The organism is Pararhizobium sp. PWRC1-1 (assembly GCF_049897905.1).
Taxonomy (GTDB): Bacteria; Pseudomonadota; Alphaproteobacteria; order Rhizobiales; family Rhizobiaceae; genus Pararhizobium.
This window is the reverse complement of sequence record NZ_JAFCXE010000017.1, coordinates 95,065-116,962: the sequence shown is the minus strand read 5'-3', so window position 1 is coordinate 116,962 and position 21,898 is coordinate 95,065. Positions and strand designations below refer to the sequence as shown.

Genomic DNA, 21,898 nt, shown 5'->3' with positions numbered 1-21,898 from the left:
AGATTGCGCCCCAGCCTCTTGCAATGGGTTAAGGCGCAGAGCGAGAAAGGTGGGACCATCATCAGCATTTGCTACGGCGCTTTGCCGGTTGCCAACACAGGTTTGTTTGATGGTCATCGGGCAACCTCGCACTATAGCAACGAGGAGATGCGGGCGGAGCTTTTCCCGAAACTAAATTGGCAGAAAAACATCCGTTATGTCGCAGACGGCAAGTTCGTTTCCAGCGCCGGCGTCACCGCTTCCATGCCAACCTCTATCGCGCTTGTCGAAGCGATCGCGGGCCCGGAAAAGGCTGCTGAGGTCGCCCGTGATGTTGGCATCGACAATTGGGACTCAAGGCACAACAGCGACGCCTTCAGATCCGATCCCGACAATGCCGATATGCCGAACCGCAATACAAAACCGCAAGTCAAGATTGGTATCCCGGTCAAGGAAGGCGACGACGAAATTGCACTCTCGCTGACGGCGGAAGCCTATAGCACGACGGGAATTACCATGGCCGCTGCGGTCGCAGCGAGCAAATCTCCGTTCCGGCTGGCCCATGGCAAGTCGTCGTCCCCGACCTTGTCGCAGATGGCCCCGAGCCGGCAGACCGCATGCTTGCGCCGCTCGACGCAGCTCAGGCGACGCGGGCGCTCGACATCGCTCTGACCGACATCTCCAAGACCTATGGTCGCAAAGCCGCGCGGCATGTTGCGCTGTTCATGGAGTATCCAGGTTTCGCGGGCTGATCCCAGAGCTTCGCCGAACGGTCGTATTCATGTGCCTCGCCGGCGGGATCGTGCGGCGAGGCCCGAACGCGTTGACCGGGGTGCCGGTGAGTGGCTTGATGAAGTTTGTAATTGCAACAATCGTTCGAGTTCAGCCATGACGCGGCACTGGCTTTCTGGTCTTCCCCGGCTTCAACTTGCTTGATCTGAGCGGGCCGCTTGAGGTGTTCCTGTGGGCCGAAAAGCACAACGCGGGCGCCTACCAGTTGACGGTGATGTCCTTGAATGGTGGAGAGGTGGAGAGCGAGTCTCCCCTGACCATCAATTCAGATCCTTTGGTGCACGAGCCGCTCGACACCTTGGTGGTACTTTGAGTGAGGGCGCGCTCGCGCCAGACGTGACTGACTATGTCCGCGAAGCCTCCGCCCTCGCCCGGCGCACGACAAGCGTCTGCACCGGCGCGTTCGTTTTGGCAGCTGCAGGCATTCTCGACGGGGTCAGCGCCACCACTCACTGGATGGATGCCGCGAGACTCCAAGCTGCGCATCCCGCCGTGCGCGTCGAGGCAGATCGAATCTTTATAAAGGCGGATAATGCATGGACCTCAGCCGGTGTAACCGCCGGTATCGACATGGCCTTGGCGCTTGTGGAGGAGGATCTTGGGCGGGAGGCGTCTCTGGCGATCGCCCGTATGTTGGTGGTTTATCATCGTCGCGCGGGCGGTCAGCAGCAGTATTCCTCGCTGCTCGACCTGAATCCAGACTCCGACAGAATCCGCTTGGTACTCGCTTATATGCGGGCACATCTTGGAGACCCCTTACCAGTCGAGCGGCTGGCTGACGTCGCCCATTTGAGCGCGCGCCAATTCGGACGGGCGTTTCATGCAGCAACGGGTGTGACGCCCGCCAAGGCAATCGAGCGTTTGAGGGCCGAAGCAGCCCGACCCCGAATAGAGAAAGGTCGAGAATCGCTGGAAGAGGTCGCCCGTGCAGTTGGCTTCAGCGGCGCGAGCCGGATGCGCCAGAGCTTCATCCGCATATTCGGACATCCGCCGCAGGCCATACGACGTGCTTCCCGATCAGCGTGAACCTGCCATGAGTAGATTAAATGTAACTACGAAAGATCACCAGGCTGATATTCTACAGACTGGATGCGATTTGCATGGCGCGGTCGCGGCCCGACACAAGTAGTCAAATCGGCCCTAAGGACGAGAGACTGCGACTCCCTATTGAATTCAACAGAAGTGGACGGCCACGTTTCCGGCGTGCAGACCGCAAGTCCACACGCCGGATAAAGCTAACTCAGACTACAAGTGTCTCGCCATCACCCGGAGTGCGCAACTTGTCGGAGAAACCGTTGGCACGCGCGAACGCCCGAAGGTCAGCCCGGCTAAAGGTGCAGTGATTCACCGCTTCCATATGGCTGCAGATCAGGAGAGTACCGGGGGCGGCTTTGTGGACCGAAAGGACGTCCTGCGTTCCCATGATGATGCCGCCCTCTATTCCCACAACCATCGCATAACCTGTGTTCAGGATCGCCACATCGGGACGGTGGGTTTTCAGAGCCGCCGCTACACGTCCGTGCCAGATCGTGTCACCAGCCAGATAGATGGTCTGTAGCTCAGCTTTCTTAAATACGACACCGCACGCTTCACCGAGAAGATTGCCGATCTTGGCGAAGTGCGCCTCGGTGCCGTGACGCCCGCTCGTCTTGATAAGCTGGACGCCCTTGAAGTTGGACGTGTCCGAAAGCACGCGGACGTCGGAGAAGCCCTGTCCTCGGATGGTTGCAGCATCCGCGTCGTTCTGGGCGAAAATTGGCAGCGACTTTGGGAGTATCTTGCGCGCTTCCTCATCCCAATGGTCTTCGTGCAGGTGGGTGACGATTACCGCATCCACGTCGATAATTTCTTCCTTCGTCATAGGCAGATGCACGAGTGGATTGCGCTCCTCGCTGTTCACCGACCCTGCAAAACCCGGCCAGCTATGTCGATCGGAAAGCATCGGATCGACAAGGAAGCGAACGCCGCCATAGATGACATGCAGTGTTGCATTGCGTATCTGGGTTATCGCTATACCGCCTTTGGACGCGGCTGTATCCTGCGCGCTTGCAGGAAGGGCACTGGCTGCAAGTGCAGCGCCTGTTAGTGCAAAAAGTTCTCTGCGGGTGGTCATGTGTCTTCTTCTCCCGTGAAGGCCGTTAGCGAGCGATGAACTTGTCGGTGGAGATCACCTCGCCATAGGCGAAGGCTAGTGCCGACATCAGCGTGGCATGAACCTGCGCCGCCGGGATGGTGACGCCGTCGAAGTCTAGATCAAGCGTGGCGCAGGCATCGTGGATCGTGGTGGTTTTGTAGCCCAAATCATTGGCCGCACGTACCGTCGCATCGACGCACATATGGCTCATCGCCCCGACAACCACGACTTCCTCAATGTCTTTTTCCTTGAGAAGATCTCCCAACCCGGTGTCGCGGAAGGAATTCGGGACGTTCTTAGTGATGACCGGCTCGCCGGGCGCGGGGCGCACGGCATCGTTGATCTCGGCCCCTGCACTGCCGGGGACGAAAAGCGGACCGTCTGGCATTTCGTGGCGGATATTGACGACCAGATCACCTTTTGACCGGGCATCATCAATGACGCGGGCGGCGTTGGCTGCGGCGGCCTCGATCCCATACAACGCGAAATTGCCTGATGGCCAGTAATCATTCTGCAGGTCGACGACCAAAATGGCGCGGTTGGACATGAACGTTCCTTTCGTGATCTCATATTTGTTGCACTGAGTATCGCTTTGCGCGACTGTCTTGGCCACTGGCGCAATCGACAGAATTAGAGGCAATAACGCCAAATGACTGCGACCCAAATCGGCATCGTTCTTTACCCAGGTGCGCAGCTTTCGGCCGCCCTGGGCCTAACCGACCTGTTCACAGTCGCGGGTCGGATTGCAGACGGCGTAGAACATCCCACAACACGTTTGCGGGTACGACATCTTCGGGTCGAGGGTGAAACAGATCCCGTTGTCTTGTTCGACAGCGATCCCGATCCGATCGGCGAAGGCGAAGGTCCCTGGGATGTGCTGATCCTGCCGCCCTCGCTGGAGCCACCGATATCGGTCGATGCCGCCGCGCCCCTGGCGCGCTGGCTGCGCGCGCGACATGGTGAGGGTTCCGTATTGGCTTCGGTTTGCGCCGGGGCCTTCCTTCTGGCGGAAACCGGCCTTCTCGCCGGTCGTGCGGTTACGACCCACTGGGGCTCTGCCGATGACTTCCGCAACCGCTTTCCCGATGTGGCGCTCGACATCGATCGGTTGATCATCGACGGCGGCGATATCATCTCGGTGGGGGGGCTGATGGCGTGGACCGATCTCGGTTTGAAGCTGGTAGAGCGTTTTCTGGGTCCTGTGGTGATGGCTCAGACCGCGCGCATGCTGCTGGTCGATCCGCCGGGACGTGAACAGCGTTATTACAGCGGGTTTGCCCCGCGACTGACCCATGGGGACGGAGCCATCGTCAAGGCACAGCATTTTCTTCAATCAAATGGAGGCAGAGAAGCCGGACTTGCGAATCTGGCCGAACAGGCAGGGCTGGAAGAACGGACCTTCCTGCGTCGCTTTCAAAAAGCCACGGGCATGACCGCGACCGACTACGCTCAACGCCTTCGGGTCGCCAAGTCGCAGGAGCTCTTGCAGTTTGGGCTTTTGCCGATCGAACGCATCGCCTGGGAGGTCGGCTATTCCGATCCGGGCGCGTTTCGCAAAATCTTCTTTCGTATTGTTGGCTTGACCCCAGGAGAGTATCGCCAGCGATTTCGGGCCTAGCTGCGACTCTCGGATGAAGACTGATTGCACGCCGCCTTCGGTGACTACAGGACCGACACAGGATGGGCCTTGCCCATGAAAATTGTCGCTCCTCCGCCGATCAATCCACGCCACGGCACGCTGAATTTCACGTTTCGACTCCGCAACCAAGCTCTCCGCGCTGCTGCTCGACAAGTGAGATCGTGCTGCGATTGAGGATCTTATCAGGAAGCGCATCACCCCAGTCCTTCATGGCATAAAGGATATCGCGCAAAGACAGTCCGAGTTCGGTCAGCTCGTAGACCACACGCGGAGGCGTTTCTGCGTATGCCATTCGCGTCACCAGACCATGCTCTTCAAAGCGCCTGAGGCGATGGGTCAGCGTGTGTGCGCTGATCGCGGGCAGCATGCCGCGCAATTCGGTAAAGCGACGCGGCCCGCCCAGCAGTTCACGGACAATCAAGGTGGCCCAGGGGCCATCGAGAAGAACCAGAAATCGCTCGACCCCGCAGCACGGCAGTTTTTTCGCAACCATCGAATTTTCTTCCATTAGTGCATTTGACGTAACTGATGCAGATAATGCACCGATGAGCTCCTATCTTCAACGACAATGGAGCAAACTATGTCATTCATCATTCACGGCGCGACGGGGGCACAAGGTGGCCCGCTTTTTAACCTCTTGCTAGCAAAAGGGAAAACCGTACTTGCAGCGGTCCGCGATCCGGCCAAGTCCGAGGGAAAACCATGTATCGCCGTCGATAACAGTTCTCTGGATTCCCTAGTAGCCGCCTACAAGGACGCGGATGGTGTTTTCTTTCACCTGCCGCTGGCTCCGGAAACGTTAAGCATTGAGTATGCGCGCAACTTTCTGGAAGCGATCAAGATAGCAAGGCCCAAGCGTGTGGTGATTTCGACCAGTGGCGCCGTCATTGATGATCCCGGATCCTCCGTTCAGGTGCCTGAAGACAGTGCCATCGGAATTCTCGTTCGCGGGATTAGAAGCACGAACGTATCCCACGCCATCGTGGCTCCCCGCCTTTACCTGGAAAATCTGCTTTTGCCCATGGTAGTGGGCGGTGTGAAACAAGACGGCATTCTCTTGTATCCGATCCGCGCGGAGCTCCCGGTATCTTGGAGCTCCCATCTGGATATCGCAGAAGTCGCCGAAAGACTGCTAGCCGACCATACGGTCACCGGCATCGTCGGTGTAGGACACCTGCCCGGAATGAAGGGTGCTGCACTGGCTAATGGCTTCTCAGCGCGGTTCAATCGACCAGTCCAGTTCGAAGAACAGTCGCCGGAAGAATTCCGCAAATTGCTGGAACCGATGTTCGGCCCTGCCGCTGCCAATGTTGCCGCCTTTTATCAAGCTCTCTCAACGCTCGAGGAAAACGTGATTGCTGAAGAAACGAGCGCGCAGCGGCTTCTCGGCCTCGCACCACGCAGCGTCGAACAATGGCTGGATGACGTGTCCGCCTGACTGCTGTGTATGTGACGAATTAGGAAGTCGTCTCGGTCAGAGCCGAGGCGACTGATCGTCCGGGATAACTGTTTTGGAGGGTTGATTGTCTCGGAGCATCGCATGAGCGATCAGTTTGCGACCTGCTCCCTATCTGTGGACGACCGTCGTGGTCCGACGTTGACCGCGACCTCGTCTTTTGGCCATCCGCTCAATTCATCCTTTTCTGCCCTCTGCTCCTCTCGACGCAATATCGCATCGAAAACAAAGACGCCTCCTGGTACAATGCCGGCAACGAGTGCGGCGGCGACGCGCGAGATGGACCACCGCAGTGGCCGGCGCGCCATAATCACTGCTATTACGTACAGGACAAAAAGCGTACCGTGGATCGGGCCCATCAGGCGGACCATCTCGGGGTACCCGCCAAAATGCTTCAACGGGACAGCGACACCCAAAAGCACCAGAAAGGATATGCCTTCAGCAAGAGCGAAGAGGCGTAGCCGTGCGCTTTCGGAGCGTTCTTCCGGCTGGTTGATTTCAGCCACCCGCCTCACGCCATGCAGCCGTTGCGACCAGCGAGGGAGGTGGTAGACAAAAAATGGTGCCGCGCAGACCACTGGAATGAGCATTCTCCAGTCTAGGGGCCATTCAAGGCCTGTGAAACGGTAGAGCTGAGTATTGAAGAATGAAGCAAATGCACAGATCAAAGCGAGGCAGCTAGCGAGTATGTGATCAAGCACCCGCTGTCGCAAAGTTCTGATGCTCAAGGTCAGAGCATGCAGGCTGCGACCGGACACAAGCAAGCCAAGTAGCCCGAAGACAATAGCGGCTCGCGCTTCCGGCGATGGCACTGTGGCCAGTTGAGCAATCCCCGTACCCGTCATGACGAGGAAAACGAGTGAACTTCCAAGGGCCAATATCCAATCTAGATAGTGGTGGCGCTCGTCCCCGTGTCGAAGGCTGCGTACTGCCATAATTGTCAGATAACCCGTCAGCAGGCCGATCGCTGCCTGAAAGATATCCTCATGCCAGAAGGCAAGCGGAAAGGATGTTATTGAAGCTATCCCCATCCCCCAAACGAAAACACGGCCCCACCTGCGGTGCGAAGAACCGCCTTTCTTTGTGAACAGCGGAACAATTCCGCCATACATTCCGATATAGCCGGAGACGATATGCAGCAGAAGTACGGGATGCCGGACCCAGACAACGCCGCCGATGATGCTATCCATCATTGCGTCCTCCTGCTCTAGTACTTTGCAGTGGATCTCGATCGATAGTCCGGGGATCCGGCGCTTCAGCGCGCCCGCTTTCCCTCGTCATTGGTCGGGGACGGCCCTGCAACATCGCGGTGGCCGATGGTTTCTTCCCACCAGAGCGGGCACAAGACGTTGCTGGCATTATTCGACCTCACGGAGGAGTTTCTCGATCGCGTTCAAACGCGTTCTGAGCTCTGTGACGTCCTTGTGAAGCCCGGCAATCGCCTCGTCTGCACCCGTCACTCGTTTGATATCGAGCCGACTCCGATAGGCCGATGCAGCATATTTCATGGCGAAAACGGCAAAGATCGCGACAAGGAGGAGGATTGAGATGGGATAGAAATTGGCGGACGTTTCAGTCATCAGAGTCTCCGGTGCTATGAAGTGTGCCAGGCGTAGGAAACGGTCCTGCCTGTGCGATGGATTGGGGATCGACAGCGAGTGCAAAAGGCACAATCTCGTAGAAATTGGCGGCTTTCCCGCTTTGCGCCGTCTCGAATTGGCTGACAACCAGCTCGGCGGACTCCAGTTTGCGCAAATGCATTTTCATGAGCGGTCGACTAATCTGGGCTTCCCGCGCAAGCTCGCTTACGTAAGCGCGCCTCCCATCGGAAAGCTGCGCGACAATCCAGAGACGGGCGGGGTGCGCCAGTGCCTGTATTCGCAGCAACAGTTGCTCGGCTGTTTTCATGAGACGGCCTTTCATAGAAGCATTTAAGGCAGTGGTTTTTCCCATGGCTGCGTGCCAGTCGGAACGCAGCCATGGGACCGGAAGATGTCAGAGAGAAATAGCGTTTATGTTTCCACCAAAGTCCCACTGCCCGAACTTTCGGCTCAGTTGTACTTATTCATAACTCCCGCAGCTTTCCGCGACACCTCACCCATGTCGATGCCCGCGGCTACCATCCAGGCGATGGCAGCTTTGGTTACCTCAGGGCCGGCTTTCGCAGGCACACCGGCATCGAATGGCGGCTCTGGATCATACTGCATGGTAAGCTGCTGGACTTTCGCGGTGTGTTCGCCGGCGAGTTCTGCCAGTAGCGTAAGCCCGAAATCTAGCCCGGCCGTCACGCCGCCGCCGGTGATCCGGTTGCGGTCCTTGACGACCCGCTTTTCTACGGGATTGGCACCAAAGAGCGCGGGCATTCTTCGACTAAGGTGTCGGCCCGCATCACCACGCCGCTGTCACTCATCATCACGTCAGTGTTCTTCCAGACAAGATGAACGTCACAGTGTGCATTGAGGGCCGTCTGCGGGCCGATGAGGTCCAGTGGCGTCAATCCCGGAAAAAGCAGCATGGCCACTTTGGGCCGCGGCCCGTCGCTCGGGCGAGCGACGTGATACTTTTCCCCCTGCAGCGGTAGCTTAGCCTTACTCTGGGCCACCGCCGAGTCCGAAGCGGCCAATGCGAACGAGCTTGCAGCAAGAGCTCCAAATGATCGGCGATTGAGGATTGGCATACGGTTCTCCATATCTGGCGAGCGGCTTCTGCGGAAGCATCATAGGCATGCTCGAAACACACCCGCATTGCGATAGATTTTTTTTACGCGATATATTTATATTACGCAATGCGACAACCTGTCACCGTTGCTTGTGCTTGAGCGCCATAGGGAGCGTTGCCCAATCGCGACTCCGGCGTCTTGTGCCGCAAAGCTTACCGCGTGACGGAGCGCGTTAGTCGTTCCATTGCTTAATCTGTTGTGTCGCCTTCGAGCCACGCCGACGACAGCGCCGCCGAAAATGGTGATATTCCATGCCGTGACGATCATCGCCTGGGCCACGTCGACCGCCGGGCTGGCCGCGCGTGCCGCCGCGGTCTGAAAGAGCGTTGCCGCCCGCCAAATGCTGGTCCCAGATAAGTGCGGCCCTATAGATCGCCAACGGTTCGGTCATCACGCGAGTATGAGCCGCTGCGAGGAACAGGCCGATGCTGTTGACGGTCACTGGTCGCCGCCAGTGCTGCTGTTTGCCAAGATCCCCAAGTGTTGCCACACTGTCAGACTTGCCTTGGTCACATCGGGCAAAATGACGATCGGAGTCCGGCGAGTGGTGTGAGGGCTAATTTCAGGCCGCTCCATCACGGGCGTGTGTTCGACGCCAGATGCTCGAACAGGCTTCTTGCGGGAGGCGTCAACGCCTCGTCGCTGCGAACACAGACAGACAGCCGCCGCGTGGCCCAGTGGTCCTGGAGCTGGGCGATGGCGATGCGGGCCGATCGCTTTGCGCGCTGCGCCGCAGATTCGGGCACGACGCCGATGCCAACACCTTCGCCCGCCAAGCGGCAGATGCCCTCGAAGCTGCGCAGCGCCACGCGGATTTTGAGCTTCACCCCCAACCGCGCCGCCTGCATCTCAATATGTTGCTGAAGCGCGCCGTCCGTCAGGCCGATAAAGGGATGGTAGAGCAGATCGGCGAAGCGAAGCTGCAGCCTTTCAGCGAGACCATGCCCCTGCGCGCACACCGCCACAAGGCGGTCGATGGCGAAGGGGCGCAATGTCAGGCCGGCGGTCTCGGCAGCGCTCGACAGGATGCCGATCTCTGCAAAGCCCGCAGCGACGCTTCTGGCGATATCCGTGCTCTGACGCTCCTTCAGTTCGACATCGACCTGGGGGTGGGCCGGCATCCATGGCGCAAGGCGACCCGGCAGAATTTCCGTGATGGCCGCCGTGTTGGCGAGGATCCGGACGGTCGCGCGCAGTCCCTTCGCATGACGCCCGAGCTCGCCGCGCATCTGCGCCATCTGGTGCAGGATCGTGCGCGCATGATGGGCGAGCGCTTCGCCGGCTTCGGTTGGTGCCACACCGCGCCGGCCGCGATACAGCAGCACGACTTCGCCCGTAGTCTCCATGTCGCGGAGTCGCTCGCTGGCGGCCGGTAAAGACAGTCCGGCCTCAGTCGCGCCATGGGTGATGCTGCCGGCATCGACGACGGCGAGAAACAGGCGGAGGTCGGTGAGGTCGAAACGCATAGGGTATACTACCCGCTTCTGTGCCTTCGGAATAGCCGAAGCCAGATTTCGGCAAATCCGCATTGTCGATCGTCCCCAAACCGATACTCATGCGGAATGTTCGATCTCTCGATACCGCTACTCGTCGCAGTGTTTGCAACCTTCTTCGCCGCCGGCCTTGTCAAGGGCGTCACCGGAATGGGCCTGCCGACCGTGGCGATGGGGGTGCTCGGGGCGCTCATCTCGCCGGTGGCAGCCGCAAGCCTGCTGATCGTGCCATCCTTCGTCACCAATGTCTGGCAGCTCGTCGCCGGCCCGAACTTCGGTGCGCTTCTCCGGCGGCTCTGGCTGATGATGCTTGCCGTCGTCGCGGGAACTTTGCTCGGCTCGGCATCGATCGCCAGCGGCGACACAAGCCTGACGACGCGCCTGCTCGGCATCGCCCTATTCGTCTATTCCGCCTACACGCTGTTCGCCCGTCAGGTTAGCGTTCCGCGCCATGCTGAACGCTGGCTGTCGCCGCTCATCGGTGCGATCACCGGGGTCGTCACGGGCGGAACGGGCATGTTCGTCATTCCGGCCGTGCCCTATCTTCAGGCGCTCGGGCTCTCGAAGGACGATCTGGTTCAGGCGCTCGGCCTGTCCTTCACCCTATCGACCATCGCGTTAGCCGTGGGATGCATGGGGTGTTCCAGATGGATCATCTCACCCTGTCGGCGGTCGCAGTTATACCCGCCCTCGGCGGTATGTGGGCGGGGAGCCTTGTTCGCAAACGGATCAGCCCGGTGGTCTTTCGCCTTGGGTTCCTAATCTGCTTGTTGCTGCTCGGATGCGAGATGACCACGAGGTCGCTGCTGTGATCGCCTCGGGCCGGTCGTTCGAGCACTGCAGACACTACGAGGTGTCGATCTGATCGTCGCCGTCAACTTCGCCACGGAGGTCGGCGACGTGACCAGATTTGAGAGCCCGCGCCAATTGATGGGCTATCTCGGCTTGGTACCTGGCGAGCGATCAACGGGTGAGACCGTCAGACGAGGCTCTCACTAAGGCAGGCAACGGTCGGGTTCGGCACATGCTGGTTGAGAGCGCCTGGACATATCGACATCCGCCGAAGGTCGGCGCGAAGAAGCTATACCGACTGGAGGAAGCCACCGAAAGTGCGAGGGATTGCGTGGAAGGCTCAGAGCCGGTTGACGGCTCGCTATCGTATGTTGGCCGCACGAGGAAAGCGGACGACAGTGGTTTGCACCGCCATTGCCCGCGAGCTGGCGGGATTCATGTGGGCTGTTGCAAGGGAGGCGCAAACGATCAAATCGTAGATCGCCGCCACGAACTTGCACCTCGCGCATGGGCGGAGGCGGGACAACGGCAGGGACCATCCGTCAGCCGCTTTGTGGCCGGTAATGACCGACGCGTGCCCTATGCAAATTTGAGGACGGTAACCATGCGCGGCTTACGTACATTGTTTGGTTGGGCTAGTAGAACAATCCGCCCGACGGCCAAGGATAGACCCACCAAATGCTTTTGTTTCGCCGATTTCCCCAATTTTGCATTTTCGTCACGCTGACAATTTTGACCCAGATTGGTGGTGTAGCCTATCTGTTCTCTATGCTTGCAGGATCTGCGATGGGAATGCGGCGTTCATTCGCGAAGTTTTTCGTTTTCATTCTTTTTTACGCTGCCGCCACGGCGTCAGCGAATATGATCGCGCCGACCTTCGGGCGGGTCCCCATATCGTGCCTAGCGGGAGAGGCTGACAATCTCGCGGTCAAGTCGCCGATCTATTGTCTGCTGAACCGAAACTACGTAACGCCTCCCTTGCTTAATCTGGTATCGGCGCTGGCTGATGATTTGAACCAAAAGTTTCCCGGCACGACCACAGTGGTGCTGGACGGCAACTTTCCTTTCTGGGACGGCTTTCCGCTGCTTCCCCACCTTTCCCACGCCGATGGCCGCAAGCTTGACATTGCTTTCCACTACAAGGGTATCGGCGGCGATTTCGTCAATCGCGAGACAAGATCGCCAATCGGCTATCTTGCTTTCGAGCAACCATCTTCAGGCGACGAACAGCCCTGCAGAGGAAGGCACGACATTCTTACCACACGATGGAATTTCGATTGGCTCCAACCATTCTTTCCCACCTATCAGATTGAGGAGAGGCGCACGGCGTTCAGCCTTCAATGGCTTTCCACTGAGGGTGTCGAACGGTTCAGACTGGAGAAAGTTTTCATCGAGCCGCATCTCATAAATGCGCTTGGGGTCAAGGATGCTGTGATCCGTTTTCAGGGCTGCCGCGCCGCTCGCCATGACGACCATATTCATATTCAGATCAAGTGATTTGGCGCCGCCGGTTGGAGCCTTCCCACTAACCATACCCGCGCCAGACGAATAGGTGCGGATGCGCACCCCATCCGCTGTGATTGTTACCGGTTAAAGCTCTTCAATTCGGGGAGTTCGTAGTCATACTGTGAAATTAAAGGCCTATCCGGGCTTGATCGCTCGGATGGCATAGCGATGCTGCGTCGCACGGGCCAACCCTTTCAGGATATTCCAGTGCTTGGCCTGGGTGCGGTGGATTTCGCCAAGATCGGTATCGATGACGATGTTTTCGAACCCGGCCGCAGCCAATAATGCGGCGACGGTTTCGGCACGCGCGCCTTGCGAAAAATACACCCTCGAAATGATGCTGCGGTGGTTTTCCATCATGCCGGGCGGAGCATGTAGCGGATCGCTCTTCAAGAGCCCGCAGCGCTGGCCCCAGCCGGCGATTTTCATCAGCGCGCGCTCGACCATTGTCGTGTTGACGAAATCGCCGTCGATCACCAGCAGCGTACCACCGGGTTTCAGCACCCGCACCCATTCGGCAAAAGCGTTCGCCGGATCGACCAGCGTCCAGACCAGATGCCGGTTGATGACCACGTCATAGTGATCGTCCGGCTCCATGGTGTTCTCCGCGTCGCCGATGCGGAAGGTGATGTTGCGGGTACGGATTTTCGCCTTGTCGCGGGCGCGCTCCAGCATCGGTTCGGCCCAGTCGAGCCCGGTTACCTTGAAGCCGAGGTCGTCCATTAGATGCGAGACGACGCCGGTGCCGCTGGCCAGATCCAGTGCCGAACGTCCGTTGCCCTTGCCAAGATGCTTGACGAATAGCCGATGCCAGGCAGCGCGTTCCTCCTCGGAGAAAACCTCGTGGCCCGGCGATTGGTCGAAAGTTGCCGCGCGTATCGACCAATAGGCTTTGATCTCGTCGCGCAGGTCATAGTTCGAGAGACGGGGCATGTCGGTCATAGCTGGCTGCCTTGGATTGAAGTGGGGCCATCGGTTTCTGGAACATTTCTAAAAGATAAAACTTGACTGTCAAGATCATGAAATTTACGAAACGCCTAGTTCCCCGATGGAGTTGAAAAACGATGGGTATGTTCGGCAAGGCGGCCCTGGTCGCCGTGGGTCTCTGCGCGCTTTTTTCCAGTACAGTGCTGGCCGGTGAGAAGGTTATCATCAAGGATATAACCGGCCGCAACGTCGAGGTCAGCGTCCCGGTCGAGAATGTCATTCTCGGCGAGGGCCGGCAGATCTATTTCGTCGCGGCACTGGACCGGGATGCACCTTTCAAGCGTATCGTTGGCTGGCGGGACGACCTGTCAAAGGCCGACCCCGAAACCTATGCCGCCTATCTCGCCAAATACCCGGAGGTGGCAAAGCTGCCGACCTTCGGCGGCATGAAGGATGGCACGTTCGATATAGAACAGGCCATTTCGCTGAAGCCCGATGTCGTCATCATGAACCTTGATGCGAAGACCTCGACCGAAGAGGCCGGCTATATCGAGAAGCTCGGCAAGGTCGGCATCCCGCTTGTCTATATTGACTTCCGCGAAAAGCCGATGGAGAACACAGAGGCCAGCATGCGGATCATGGGCAAGCTGCTCGGCGAGGAAATCAAGGCCGAGGACTTCATCAAGTTCCGCGCCGACAGCATCGCCAAGGTCACCGACGTGCTTGCTACGGTCGACGCAGTCCGTCCCGTCGTTTTCGTCGAGCGCGCTGGCGGTTATTCCGATGATTGCTGCATGTCGTTCGGCAACGAGAATTTCGGCAAGATGGTCGAAATCGCCGGCGGCATCAATATGGCCAAGGACATCATTCCGGGCACGTTCGGTGCGGTCAACCCGGAACAGATCATCGCCTCCAATCCCGACCAGATCATCATCACCGGCGGCAACTGGCAGGGTTATGTTCCTGGTGGCAACTGGGTCGGCGTCGGCTACGGTGCCGATCTCACCGAAGCGCATCGCAAACTTGAGAACCTGACGAAGCGTCCGGCATTCACCGGTGTCAAGGCGGTCAAGGACGGCAATGTCCACGCCATCTGGCATCAGTTCTACAACAACCCGTATCAGTTCGTGGCGATCCAGGAGATTGCGAAATGGCTGCATCCGGAGCTGTTCAAGGATCTCGATCCGGAAGCCACGTTTAAGGAACTGCATGCGCGCTTCCTGCCGCTGGACTACAAGCCCGGCTACTTCGTCTCGCTGAAAGGCGAATAACTGATGGCCATTGCCGCAGAACAGCCCGAAACGACAACAGGGCGCGCCCAGTACCGCGCCCTGGCTTTTCGCCGGATCGTGCTGATCTGCGGCATGGTTGCCGCCCTACTCCTCAGCGTCTCCATCGACATGGCGCTGGGGCCGGCCAATTACAGCTTGAAAGAGGTGCTGACCTCCCTGTTCCATGCTGACTCCGTTAGCGACCAGCTGCGCGTCGTCATCTGGGATATCCGCATGCCGATCGCGCTGATGGCCGTGACCGTCGGCGCATCGCTGTCGGTCGCCGGGGCGCAGATGCAGACCATTCTCGCCAATCCGCTGGCGAGCCCCTTTACGCTGGGGATTTCCGCCGCCGCCGGATTTGGCGCAGCGCTCGGCCTTGTCGGCGGCGTGGCGCTGTTTCCGGCCGCTGTGCAGTTCATGATCCCGATCAATGCCTTCCTGATGGCGATGGCAGCGGCTTTGTTCATCCACTTCGCCTCTACCATGCGTGGCGTCACGGTCGAAACCATCGTGCTGCTCGGCATCGCATTGGTCTTCACCTTCAATGCGCTGTTGTCGCTCCTCGAATATCTGGCCTCCGAACAGGCGCTGGCTGCCGTGGTCTTCTGGACGATGGGCAGCCTCACCAAGGCGACCTGGCCAAAGGTCTGGATCACCGGCGCGGTGCTGGTGTTTGCCCTTCCGCTGTTTGCACGGCAGGCCTGGGCGCTGACGGCGTTGCGGCTGGGTGAAGACAAAGCTGCAAGCCTTGGCATCAATGTGCGCGGGCTGCGGCTGCAGACGATGATGACGGTCAGCCTACTTGCGGCCATCCCGGTCTCCTTCGTCGGTACCATCGGTTTCGTCGGCCTGGTCGGCCCGCATATCGCCCGCATGCTGGTGGGCGAGGATCAGCGGTTCTTCCTGCCCGCGTCTGTGCTGTGCGGCGCGCTGCTTTTATCGACCACGTCAGTCGTGTCGAAAACGCTCATTCCAGGCGCCATCCTGCCGATCGGGGTTATTACCGCGCTGGTCGGCGTACCTTTCTTCTTCATCCTGATCTTCACCAATCGGAGGCGGGCATGGTAGGTCTGGCACTCAAAGGCGTCGGCGCCAAATACGGTAAGCACGTTGTGCTGTCGGATGTCGATACGGATGTCCTCAACGGCGGCGTCATGACTGCCGTCATCGGTCCGAATGCAGCCGGCAAATCCACCTTGTTCAAGCGCATCGCCGGCCTCGTCTCGGGGCCAGGAACTGTTGTCCTATCCGATACGCAGAAGGGGCCGGAAACAATCTGCTACATGCCGCAGGACACCGGCGCCAATGCCGTCCTGACGGTCTACGAATCCGTGCTGCTTGCCAGCAAGCAGGGCTCGAGCTGGAAGGTGCGCGACAGCGAACTTCTGGAGATTGATCGCATCCTGCAGGCCCTGCGGATCGACGACCTTGCCTTTCGCGGGCTCGGCGAGCTGTCCGGCGGCCAGCGCCAGTTGGTGTCGATTGCCCAGGCACTGATCCGTAAGCCGGAAATCCTTTTGATGGACGAACCAACCTCGGCGCTCGACCTGTTTCGCCAGATCGAAGTGCTGGGCTTCATGCGGTCCCTGGCGGCAAAGTCCGGCATGTCGGTGTTGATTGCTTTGCACGATCTCAATCATGCGCTGCGCTATTGCGACAATACTGTCGTCATCGCCAAGGGCGCGATGGTGGCCAGCGGCCCGACTGGCGATGTCATCACCGGTTCGATGCTGCGCGATATCTACAGGGTCGAAGCCCGGGTCGAGATGTGTTCGCTCGGCAAGCCCGTCGTCATCGTCGATCACTCCATCCTCTGACTATTTGCCTCACTGCTGGGCCTGACAATTGGATCCGGAGAATACCGATACATCGTTTTTCGAGATCGCCCATCCCACATCGACGCTATTTCCTGAGATTAATCCTCGACAATCTTTGTGTCCGCTCTCGAAAGTACGCTCAAGGTTTGGTTCACCGGCGTCCTCACCGCTCCTTCATCGCACACGATGCGACCTGAGGCATATCTTCGCCCTGCATCGTTCGTGACAATACAGAATGCGCTGAAATCGAGTTCGTCATAGTTTCCCAACGCTCTCCCAGATATACCGCAAGGAGCTGGTGTCGAGAGGAGCAACGCGACACCAGCTCGATTCCGCAAGCGCCGAAATAGTCGGATTGGCCCACATCGGGCCGGGAGACGTAGACCCTCAATCTCCGCCACGCATTCCGTATACCCCGGCGTTTTTCGCCCTATTTTATGGGCACGAACATTCCTCGCTTGATATCCTTCAGGACGACATTCGTGTGAATTCTCTTGATCTGAGGGTTCTGGGACATGATGCCTGCCGTGATGTCGTCATACTGGTCAACATCCTCGGCTGTGATGATCGCAACGAGGTCAACGGAGCCCGTGACATAGTAAATCTGCTGGATATGGTCCTGTTTGTCCGCCCAAACTCGAAACCGTGATAGCGCGTCATAGTTTTCGCGCTCGATTTCCATGCCGGCAATGAAGGTCATAGGGGTGCCGGCAATCTTACGATCCACAATCGCGATCTCCGCCAAAATCACACCGCTCTCACGCATCCGCTTCAGCCGCCGTTGAACTGAAGAGGCTGAAAGCCCGACCTTTTCAGCGAGTGCCTCTGCCTTGTGCTGGCAATCGCGCTGCACGATCTCGAGAATGCTGCGGTCGAATTGATCCAATGGCTCCGACATATGCTGTTTGATCCCTGATGTTTTCCTGCATCCTATATATATGGATGGGGCCGCCAATATCCGGACAATACGGGCTTTGCATTTTTTACGCGCATCAGTCGGACAAATCGGCCCGATTTTGGGCGTATCGGCCAAATCAGGTCGGACTGACCATTTTTTTGGTCGCCCTGCGATCTTCACCGCTTCGTGCCCCTCGTCCACCATTCCCGTATCGTTCATCAAGGGGGAATGGCATGACACAGTACAACATCGCACTTGTCGGTTTTGGCGGCGTCAATCGCGCTTTGGCCGGGCTTGTCGCCGAAAACAATGACAACTGGAACGTACAGTTGGGGTTCCGCCTAAACATCGTCGCGGTCAGCGACCTTCATCTCGGCTCGGTCATATCCCCGAACGGCATCGATGCCCGGATGCTGGTGGAAACCAAATTCGCCAAAGGTGGTTTCGCGCAACTGTCCGGCGGCAGCGCCGAGGCCGACAATGAAAAGGTGATCAGGCGAGCCCCCGCCGATATCATCGCCGAAGCGACCTTTACCAATCCGCTGGATGGAGAGCCTGCCGTTTCCCATTGCCGCTGGGCGCTGGAGAGCGGCAAGCACGTCGTCACCACCAACAAAGGGCCGGTGGCGCTCGCCGCCGCGGAACTGAAGACGCTCGCCGCGCGCAATCACGTCATGTTCGAATATGAAGGTGCTGTCATGAGCGGCACACCCGTTCTTCGCATGGCGCAGAAAACCCTTGCAGGCGCCGGGGTGCGCGGCTTCGAGGGTATTCTCAATGGCACCTCGAACTTCGTCCTCGGCCGCATGGAAAAGGGGCTTGGCTTCTCGGACGCCGTCGAGGAAGCCCAGCAACTCGGCTATGCGGAAGCGGATCCAACCGCCGATGTCGAAGGCCACGATGTCAGGCTGAAGGTCGTCATTCTCGCCAACGAGTTGCTCGGCGGCAAGCTGAAGCCCCAGGATGTTTCGTGCCAGGGCATCTCCGGTCTGACGCTAGCCGACATCGAAACGGCAGCGCGCGAAGGCTATCGCTGGAAGCTGATCGGCGACGCATCCCTCACAGACGAAGGCCGCATCGAAGCGAGCGTCAGCCCGCGGCGCCTGCCGGTCGATCACCCGCTCGCCGGGGTCGGCGGGGCAATGAATGCCGTCTCGTTCAAGACGGAGATGCTGGGGGCCGTGACGGTTACCGGGCCGGGGGCCGGACGGATCGAAACCGCCTATGCGCTTCTGTCGGATATCATCGCCATTCATCAGGCGCGGTCGACCACCGTCAAGAAGGAAGCCGCGTAATGACCGCCGCAATGCTTCACATTGCCAGCGTGAGCCAACCGGTCGCGGTGCGCAATCCCTATGACGGGACGATCGTTGGGGAGGTCAAGAGCACAGGAGCCGATCGCATCGGCGTGCTGATGCAGCGCGCCAGGATTGGCGCCGCCGCGTCACGCCGTTTGCCGAGGCACCAGCGCGCGGCGATTCTTGAAAAGACGGCGCAATTGATTGAAAGCCGTAGCGAGGAGTTCGCCCGCCTGATCGTCCGAGAAGCTGGAAAGACAATCGTCCAGGCTCGCAAGGAGACGGCCCGCTGTGTCAATACGCTGAAACTCTCGGCCGAAGAGGCGAAACGAAATGCCGGCGAGGTCATTCCCTTCGATGCCTATGCGGGATCTGAAACGCGACGAGGCTGGTTCACGCGCGAAGCGCTTGGCATCATTGCGGCAATCACGCCCTACAACGACCCGCTAAATCTCGTGGCCCATAAACTCGGTCCCGCGCTCGCCGGCGGCAACGCCGTCCTGCTGAAACCCTCCGAGCTGACGCCGCTTTCGGCACTCCGCTTGGTCGACACGCTCGTCGAGGCCGGCTTGCCGGAGGAGATCATCACGATTGCGATCGGTGGTGCCGATCTCGGCAAGGCAATCATTTGTGAACGTGACATCCGCATGGTCTCCTTCACCGGTGGGTTTGCGACCGGCGAGGCAATCGCACGGACCGCGGGCCTCAAGAAGCTAGCTATGGATCTCGGTGGAAATGCACCGGTTATCGTTTTGTCGGACTGCGACTTCGAACAGGCCGTCGCGGCTTGCATCTCCGGCGCGTTCTGGGCGGCTGGCCAGAACTGTATCGGCACGCAACGCATCCTGGTTCAGGCACCGATCTATGAACGCTTCCGCGAAGCATTCGTCGCGGGAACGCAGAAACTCCGGACAGGCAATCCCGAGCATGAAGATACGGATGTGGGGCCGATGATATCGGAAGCCGCGGCGGCGCGAGCGGAAGCGATGACGAGCGAGGCGATCGAAGCCGGCGCGACGCTTCTATGCGGCAACAACCGGAAAGGAACTCTCTTTCCGCCGACGGTGCTGGAGAGCGTGCCGCAAACTTGCAGTGCATGGACGGATGAAGTCTTTGCACCATTGGTCATGTTGCAGCCCTTCGCAGAGCTTTCGGATGCAATCGGTATAGCTAACGAGCCTGAATACAGCCTGCATGCGGGCATTTTCACCAGTAATATTGGGCATGCGATGCATGCGGCTGAACGTATCGATGCCGGTGGCGTGATGATCAACGACTCCTCCGACTACCGGTTTGACGCCATGCCGTTCGGTGGTTTCAAATATGGCAGCATAGGTCGTGAGGGCGTCCGTTTCGCCTACGAGGATATGACACAGCCGAAGGTGATCTGCATCAACCAGTCCTGACATGCGCATTATTCACAAATTCCGGCCAATTTTGCGAAAACACTGCGAATAAAGACGTGATTGTGCGGAATCTCCGCAGGCCAAAGCCCTATGATCAAACCAAATATCAAAAACACTTGGGGAATTAGAGGAATGACGCAGAAGGCAGCTCCGGCCTTGCTCGTGGACGATGTTCACAAGAGTTATGGCATCCATGAAGTGCTGAAAGGAATCTCTCTTTCTGCCCGCAAGGGAGACGTCATTTCCATCATCGGATCGTCCGGTTCCGGAAAAAGCACGTTTCTCCGCTGTATCAACTTTCTTGAAATCCCCGATCGCGGGCGGTTCGTCATTAATGGTGAGGAAGTGTTGATGAAGACGGGTGCCGGCGGGCGCGTGCATCCTGCCAACTGGCGGCAGATCGAACGGCTGAGGACCGGTCTGGGCATGGTCTTCCAGAGCTTCAACCTCTGGCCTCATATGACTGTCCTCGAAAACGTGATCGAGGCGCCTGTTCATGTTCTGGGAATGAACCGCAAGGAAGCGATCGACCGCGCCGAAAGCCTTTTGTCAAAAGTCGGGCTCCATGACAAACGCAGTGCCTACCCCGCCTTCCTGTCCGGCGGCCAGCAACAGCGTGCCTCCATTGCCCGTGCTCTTTGCGTCGATCCGGCGGTCATGCTTTTCGACGAGCCCACCTCCGCCCTCGACCCGGAGCTTGTCGGCGAAGTGTTGAAAGTCATCCGTGAACTGGCGGAGGAAGGGCGCACGATGCTGCTGGTCACCCATGAGATGAAATTCGCCCGCGACGTCTCCAGCCACGTGATGTTTCTCCACCAGGGCCGTGTCGAGGAGGAAGGGCCGCCAGCCCAGATTTTCGGCACACCGACCAGCGCGCGTTGCCGCCAATTCACAAACACATTGCCCGTGTGACCTCACGCATCTTTATCCGGAAATCAAAAAAGGGGAATCGAATGAAACTGCTTTCCACGTTGCTTGCGGGCGCCGCCCTCATCCTTTCGGGCACGGTCGCTACCGCCGAGGTCCGCTTCGGTATCATGAACGAAGCCTATATGCCCTTCTTTACGAAGGACGCCTCCGGCAAGTGGATCGGCTGGGAAGTCGACCTGATGGATGCCGTCTGCGCCGAAATGAAGGAGACATGCTCGATTGTCGATATGTCCTGGGACGGCCTCATTCCGGGGCTCCAGACGAAGAAGTTCGACGTCATCTGGTCGTCGATGTCCATCACCGAGGAACGCAAGAAAACAATCGATTTCACCGAGAAATACTACAACACGCCGAGCAAGATGATCGGCGCCAAAGGTGATCAGGCCGGCGTTTCCCCGGATGATGTCGCAGGCAAGACGATCGGCATTCAGGTGTCGACCATTCAGTCCGAATACTACAAGACGCATTTTGCCGAAAAGGCGTCCGAGAAGACCTACACGACACTGGACGAGGCGTTTCAGGACCTCGCGGCAGGGCGGATCGACTATGTGTTTGGCGATGCCATCCCGCTGATGGAGTTCCTGAAAACGGATTTTGGCAAGGATTGCTGCGCCGATATGGGCAATGTAGCAGACGATCAGGCGATCCTCGGTTCAGGCATTGGCGGCGGATTGCGCAAGGACGATGCCGCCCTGCGCGACAAGCTGAATGCCGCCATCACAGCTCTGCGGGCTAACGGCAAGTATGCCGATCTTTCCAGGAAATATTTCGATTTCGACCCCTACGGCAAGTAGTCAGCCGTTTGACCCGCGGCGTGCGTGTTCAATTTCGCGCCTGT

23 protein-coding genes and 3 pseudogenes are annotated in these 21,898 nt (G+C 58.6%); 14 read left to right on the top strand and 12 right to left on the bottom strand.

What is annotated here, in order from left to right; genetic code table 11:
- Positions 1-3 precede the first annotated feature (3 nt).
- A complete protein-coding gene (locus tag ACP7E0_RS23890; protein ID WP_426128409.1) occupies positions 4-651 on the top strand; it encodes a DJ-1/PfpI family protein in 648 nt (215 codons plus the stop codon).
- Between the two features lie 235 nt (positions 652-886).
- A pseudogene (locus ACP7E0_RS23885) lies at positions 887-1,797 on the top strand (GlxA family transcriptional regulator).
- Between the two features lie 214 nt (positions 1,798-2,011).
- Here the strand turns inward: ACP7E0_RS23885 and ACP7E0_RS23880 are convergent.
- Both ACP7E0_RS23880 and ACP7E0_RS23875 read right to left on the bottom strand, forming a co-directional pair.
- Entirely contained in the window at positions 2,012-2,884 is an 873-nt protein-coding gene (locus ACP7E0_RS23880; RefSeq protein WP_426128407.1) for an MBL fold metallo-hydrolase, read from the bottom strand.
- 25 nt (positions 2,885-2,909) lie between these two features.
- The gene (locus tag ACP7E0_RS23875) at positions 2,910-3,452 is read right to left on the bottom strand and encodes a cysteine hydrolase family protein (protein WP_426128451.1); all 543 of its coding nucleotides are present in this window, start codon (positions 3,450-3,452) and stop codon (positions 2,910-2,912) included.
- Positions 3,453-3,554: 102 nt separating this feature from the next.
- On the opposite strand from ACP7E0_RS23875, the gene ACP7E0_RS23870 reads away from it, so the two are divergent.
- The gene (locus tag ACP7E0_RS23870; protein WP_426128406.1) at positions 3,555-4,523 is read left to right on the top strand and encodes a GlxA family transcriptional regulator; all 969 of its coding nucleotides are present in this window, start codon (positions 3,555-3,557) and stop codon (positions 4,521-4,523) included.
- A 127-nt stretch (positions 4,524-4,650) separates the two neighbouring features.
- On the opposite strand, the gene ACP7E0_RS23865 is transcribed toward ACP7E0_RS23870, so the two are convergent.
- Positions 4,651-5,052: a winged helix-turn-helix transcriptional regulator gene (locus ACP7E0_RS23865; RefSeq protein ID WP_426128404.1), complete on the bottom strand. Its 402-nt coding sequence runs from the start codon at positions 5,050-5,052 to the stop codon at positions 4,651-4,653.
- Positions 5,053-5,124: 72 nt separating this feature from the next.
- On the opposite strand from ACP7E0_RS23865, the gene ACP7E0_RS23860 reads away from it, so the two are divergent.
- On the top strand, positions 5,125-5,982 hold the full coding sequence (locus tag ACP7E0_RS23860) for an NAD(P)H-binding protein (RefSeq protein WP_426128402.1): 858 nt from the start codon (positions 5,125-5,127) through the stop codon (positions 5,980-5,982).
- A gap of 110 nt (positions 5,983-6,092) precedes the next feature.
- On the opposite strand, the gene ACP7E0_RS23855 is transcribed toward ACP7E0_RS23860, so the two are convergent.
- The 7 genes from ACP7E0_RS23855 to ACP7E0_RS23825 form a co-directional block, all read right to left on the bottom strand.
- A complete protein-coding gene (locus ACP7E0_RS23855; RefSeq protein ID WP_426128401.1) occupies positions 6,093-7,193 on the bottom strand; it encodes a DUF3817 domain-containing protein in 1,101 nt (366 codons plus the stop codon).
- Positions 7,194-7,358: 165 nt separating this feature from the next.
- Complete coding sequence (locus tag ACP7E0_RS23850) at positions 7,359-7,580, bottom strand: hypothetical protein (RefSeq protein ID WP_426128400.1); 222 nt, start codon at positions 7,578-7,580, stop codon at positions 7,359-7,361.
- Positions 7,573-7,908 (bottom strand): ArsR/SmtB family transcription factor, encoded by a 336-nt coding sequence (locus tag ACP7E0_RS23845; protein ID WP_426128398.1) that lies wholly within the window; start codon positions 7,906-7,908, stop codon positions 7,573-7,575. The genes ACP7E0_RS23850 and ACP7E0_RS23845 overlap by 8 nt, the downstream gene beginning before the upstream one ends.
- Positions 7,909-8,051: 143 nt before the next feature.
- Positions 8,052-8,363, bottom strand: coding sequence for a hypothetical protein (locus tag ACP7E0_RS23840; protein ID WP_426128396.1), 312 nt, complete (start codon positions 8,361-8,363; stop codon positions 8,052-8,054).
- Positions 8,333-8,677: a hypothetical protein gene (locus tag ACP7E0_RS23835; RefSeq protein ID WP_426128394.1), complete on the bottom strand. Its 345-nt coding sequence runs from the start codon at positions 8,675-8,677 to the stop codon at positions 8,333-8,335. The genes ACP7E0_RS23840 and ACP7E0_RS23835 overlap by 31 nt, the downstream gene beginning before the upstream one ends.
- Before the next feature lie 214 nt (positions 8,678-8,891).
- The gene (locus ACP7E0_RS23830) at positions 8,892-9,161 is read right to left on the bottom strand and encodes a hypothetical protein (protein WP_426128392.1); all 270 of its coding nucleotides are present in this window, start codon (positions 9,159-9,161) and stop codon (positions 8,892-8,894) included.
- Positions 9,162-9,294: 133 nt separating this feature from the next.
- Positions 9,295-10,185: a LysR family transcriptional regulator gene (locus tag ACP7E0_RS23825; protein WP_426128391.1), complete on the bottom strand. Its 891-nt coding sequence runs from the start codon at positions 10,183-10,185 to the stop codon at positions 9,295-9,297.
- A 96-nt stretch (positions 10,186-10,281) separates the two neighbouring features.
- Here ACP7E0_RS23825 and ACP7E0_RS23820 point away from each other — a divergent pair.
- The 3 genes and pseudogenes from ACP7E0_RS23820 to ACP7E0_RS23810 all read left to right on the top strand — a co-directional run bounded on the left by ACP7E0_RS23820 (position 10,282) and on the right by ACP7E0_RS23810 (position 12,501).
- Positions 10,282-11,024, top strand: a pseudogene (locus ACP7E0_RS23820) (sulfite exporter TauE/SafE family protein).
- Positions 11,025-11,028: 4 nt separating this feature from the next.
- A pseudogene (locus ACP7E0_RS23815) lies at positions 11,029-11,483 on the top strand (transposase); the annotation flags it as partial.
- 199 nt (positions 11,484-11,682) lie between these two features.
- Positions 11,683-12,501 carry a hypothetical protein gene (locus tag ACP7E0_RS23810; protein ID WP_426128389.1) on the top strand — a complete coding sequence of 273 codons (819 nt, stop codon included), beginning with the start codon at positions 11,683-11,685 and terminating at the stop codon, positions 12,499-12,501.
- Between the two features lie 144 nt (positions 12,502-12,645).
- On the opposite strand, the gene ACP7E0_RS23805 is transcribed toward ACP7E0_RS23810, so the two are convergent.
- Positions 12,646-13,452: a class I SAM-dependent methyltransferase gene (locus ACP7E0_RS23805; protein ID WP_426128387.1), complete on the bottom strand. Its 807-nt coding sequence runs from the start codon at positions 13,450-13,452 to the stop codon at positions 12,646-12,648.
- 122 nt (positions 13,453-13,574) lie between these two features.
- Here ACP7E0_RS23805 and ACP7E0_RS23800 point away from each other — a divergent pair, with 122 nt between their 5' ends.
- Genes ACP7E0_RS23800 through ACP7E0_RS23790 form a run of 3 tightly spaced genes read left to right on the top strand, consistent with a single transcriptional unit; the run spans position 13,575 to position 16,528 of the window.
- A complete protein-coding gene (locus ACP7E0_RS23800; protein ID WP_426128385.1) occupies positions 13,575-14,708 on the top strand; it encodes an ABC transporter substrate-binding protein in 1,134 nt (377 codons plus the stop codon).
- A 3-nt stretch (positions 14,709-14,711) separates the two neighbouring features.
- Entirely contained in the window at positions 14,712-15,779 is a 1,068-nt protein-coding gene (locus ACP7E0_RS23795) for a FecCD family ABC transporter permease (protein WP_426128384.1), read from the top strand.
- Positions 15,773-16,528, top strand: coding sequence for an ABC transporter ATP-binding protein (locus ACP7E0_RS23790; RefSeq protein WP_426128382.1), 756 nt, complete (start codon positions 15,773-15,775; stop codon positions 16,526-16,528). Before ACP7E0_RS23795 ends, ACP7E0_RS23790 begins: the two co-directional genes overlap by 7 nt.
- 430 nt (positions 16,529-16,958) lie before the next feature.
- On the opposite strand, the gene ACP7E0_RS23785 is transcribed toward ACP7E0_RS23790, so the two are convergent.
- A complete protein-coding gene (locus ACP7E0_RS23785; protein WP_426128449.1) occupies positions 16,959-17,426 on the bottom strand; it encodes an Lrp/AsnC family transcriptional regulator in 468 nt (155 codons plus the stop codon).
- A gap of 233 nt (positions 17,427-17,659) precedes the next feature.
- Here ACP7E0_RS23785 and ACP7E0_RS23780 point away from each other — a divergent pair, with 233 nt between their 5' ends.
- The 4 genes from ACP7E0_RS23780 (at position 17,660) to ACP7E0_RS23765 (ending at position 21,854) form a co-directional block, all read left to right on the top strand.
- A complete protein-coding gene (locus ACP7E0_RS23780) occupies positions 17,660-18,721 on the top strand; it encodes a homoserine dehydrogenase (RefSeq protein WP_426128380.1) in 1,062 nt (353 codons plus the stop codon).
- A complete protein-coding gene (locus ACP7E0_RS23775; protein ID WP_426128379.1) occupies positions 18,721-20,130 on the top strand; it encodes an aldehyde dehydrogenase family protein in 1,410 nt (469 codons plus the stop codon). Before ACP7E0_RS23780 ends, ACP7E0_RS23775 begins: the two co-directional genes overlap by 1 nt.
- A 132-nt stretch (positions 20,131-20,262) precedes the next feature.
- The gene (locus ACP7E0_RS23770; RefSeq protein WP_426128377.1) at positions 20,263-21,042 is read left to right on the top strand and encodes an ABC transporter ATP-binding protein; all 780 of its coding nucleotides are present in this window, start codon (positions 20,263-20,265) and stop codon (positions 21,040-21,042) included.
- Positions 21,043-21,083: 41 nt separating this feature from the next.
- Entirely contained in the window at positions 21,084-21,854 is a 771-nt protein-coding gene (locus ACP7E0_RS23765; protein WP_426128375.1) for a transporter substrate-binding domain-containing protein, read from the top strand.
- The last annotated feature ends 44 nt before the right edge of the window (positions 21,855-21,898 follow it).

Bases quoted from the DNA above. Each gene is read 5' to 3' on its own strand.
- ACP7E0_RS23780 (WP_426128380.1), top strand. From the start codon at position 17,660: ATGACACAGTACAACATCGCACTTGTCGGTTTTGGCGGCGTCAATCGC.
- ACP7E0_RS23870 (WP_426128406.1), top strand. From the start codon at position 3,555: ATGACTGCGACCCAAATCGGCATCGTTCTTTACCCAGGTGCGCAGCTT.
- ACP7E0_RS23860 (WP_426128402.1), top strand. From the start codon at position 5,125: ATGTCATTCATCATTCACGGCGCGACGGGGGCACAAGGTGGCCCGCTT.
- ACP7E0_RS23835 (WP_426128394.1), bottom strand. From the start codon at position 8,677: ATGCCAATCCTCAATCGCCGATCATTTGGAGCTCTTGCTGCAAGCTCG.
- ACP7E0_RS23800 (WP_426128385.1), top strand. From the start codon at position 13,575: ATGGGTATGTTCGGCAAGGCGGCCCTGGTCGCCGTGGGTCTCTGCGCG.
- ACP7E0_RS23790 (WP_426128382.1), top strand. From the start codon at position 15,773: ATGGTAGGTCTGGCACTCAAAGGCGTCGGCGCCAAATACGGTAAGCAC.
- ACP7E0_RS23825 (WP_426128391.1), bottom strand. From the start codon at position 10,185: ATGCGTTTCGACCTCACCGACCTCCGCCTGTTTCTCGCCGTCGTCGAT.
- ACP7E0_RS23855 (WP_426128401.1), bottom strand. From the start codon at position 7,193: ATGATGGATAGCATCATCGGCGGCGTTGTCTGGGTCCGGCATCCCGTA.
- ACP7E0_RS23875 (WP_426128451.1), bottom strand. From the start codon at position 3,452: ATGTCCAACCGCGCCATTTTGGTCGTCGACCTGCAGAATGATTACTGG.
- ACP7E0_RS23770 (WP_426128377.1), top strand. From the start codon at position 20,263: ATGACGCAGAAGGCAGCTCCGGCCTTGCTCGTGGACGATGTTCACAAG.
- ACP7E0_RS23865 (WP_426128404.1), bottom strand. From the start codon at position 5,052: ATGGAAGAAAATTCGATGGTTGCGAAAAAACTGCCGTGCTGCGGGGTC.
- ACP7E0_RS23810 (WP_426128389.1), top strand. From the start codon at position 11,683: ATGCTTTTGTTTCGCCGATTTCCCCAATTTTGCATTTTCGTCACGCTG.
- ACP7E0_RS23880 (WP_426128407.1), bottom strand. From the start codon at position 2,884: ATGACCACCCGCAGAGAACTTTTTGCACTAACAGGCGCTGCACTTGCA.
- ACP7E0_RS23795 (WP_426128384.1), top strand. From the start codon at position 14,712: ATGGCCATTGCCGCAGAACAGCCCGAAACGACAACAGGGCGCGCCCAG.
- ACP7E0_RS23845 (WP_426128398.1), bottom strand. From the start codon at position 7,908: ATGAAAACAGCCGAGCAACTGTTGCTGCGAATACAGGCACTGGCGCAC.
- ACP7E0_RS23805 (WP_426128387.1), bottom strand. From the start codon at position 13,452: ATGACCGACATGCCCCGTCTCTCGAACTATGACCTGCGCGACGAGATC.
- ACP7E0_RS23785 (WP_426128449.1), bottom strand. From the start codon at position 17,426: ATGTCGGAGCCATTGGATCAATTCGACCGCAGCATTCTCGAGATCGTG.
- ACP7E0_RS23850 (WP_426128400.1), bottom strand. From the start codon at position 7,580: ATGACTGAAACGTCCGCCAATTTCTATCCCATCTCAATCCTCCTCCTT.
- ACP7E0_RS23840 (WP_426128396.1), bottom strand. From the start codon at position 8,363: ATGCCCGCGCTCTTTGGTGCCAATCCCGTAGAAAAGCGGGTCGTCAAG.
- ACP7E0_RS23765 (WP_426128375.1), top strand. From the start codon at position 21,084: ATGAAACTGCTTTCCACGTTGCTTGCGGGCGCCGCCCTCATCCTTTCG.
- ACP7E0_RS23775 (WP_426128379.1), top strand. From the start codon at position 18,721: ATGACCGCCGCAATGCTTCACATTGCCAGCGTGAGCCAACCGGTCGCG.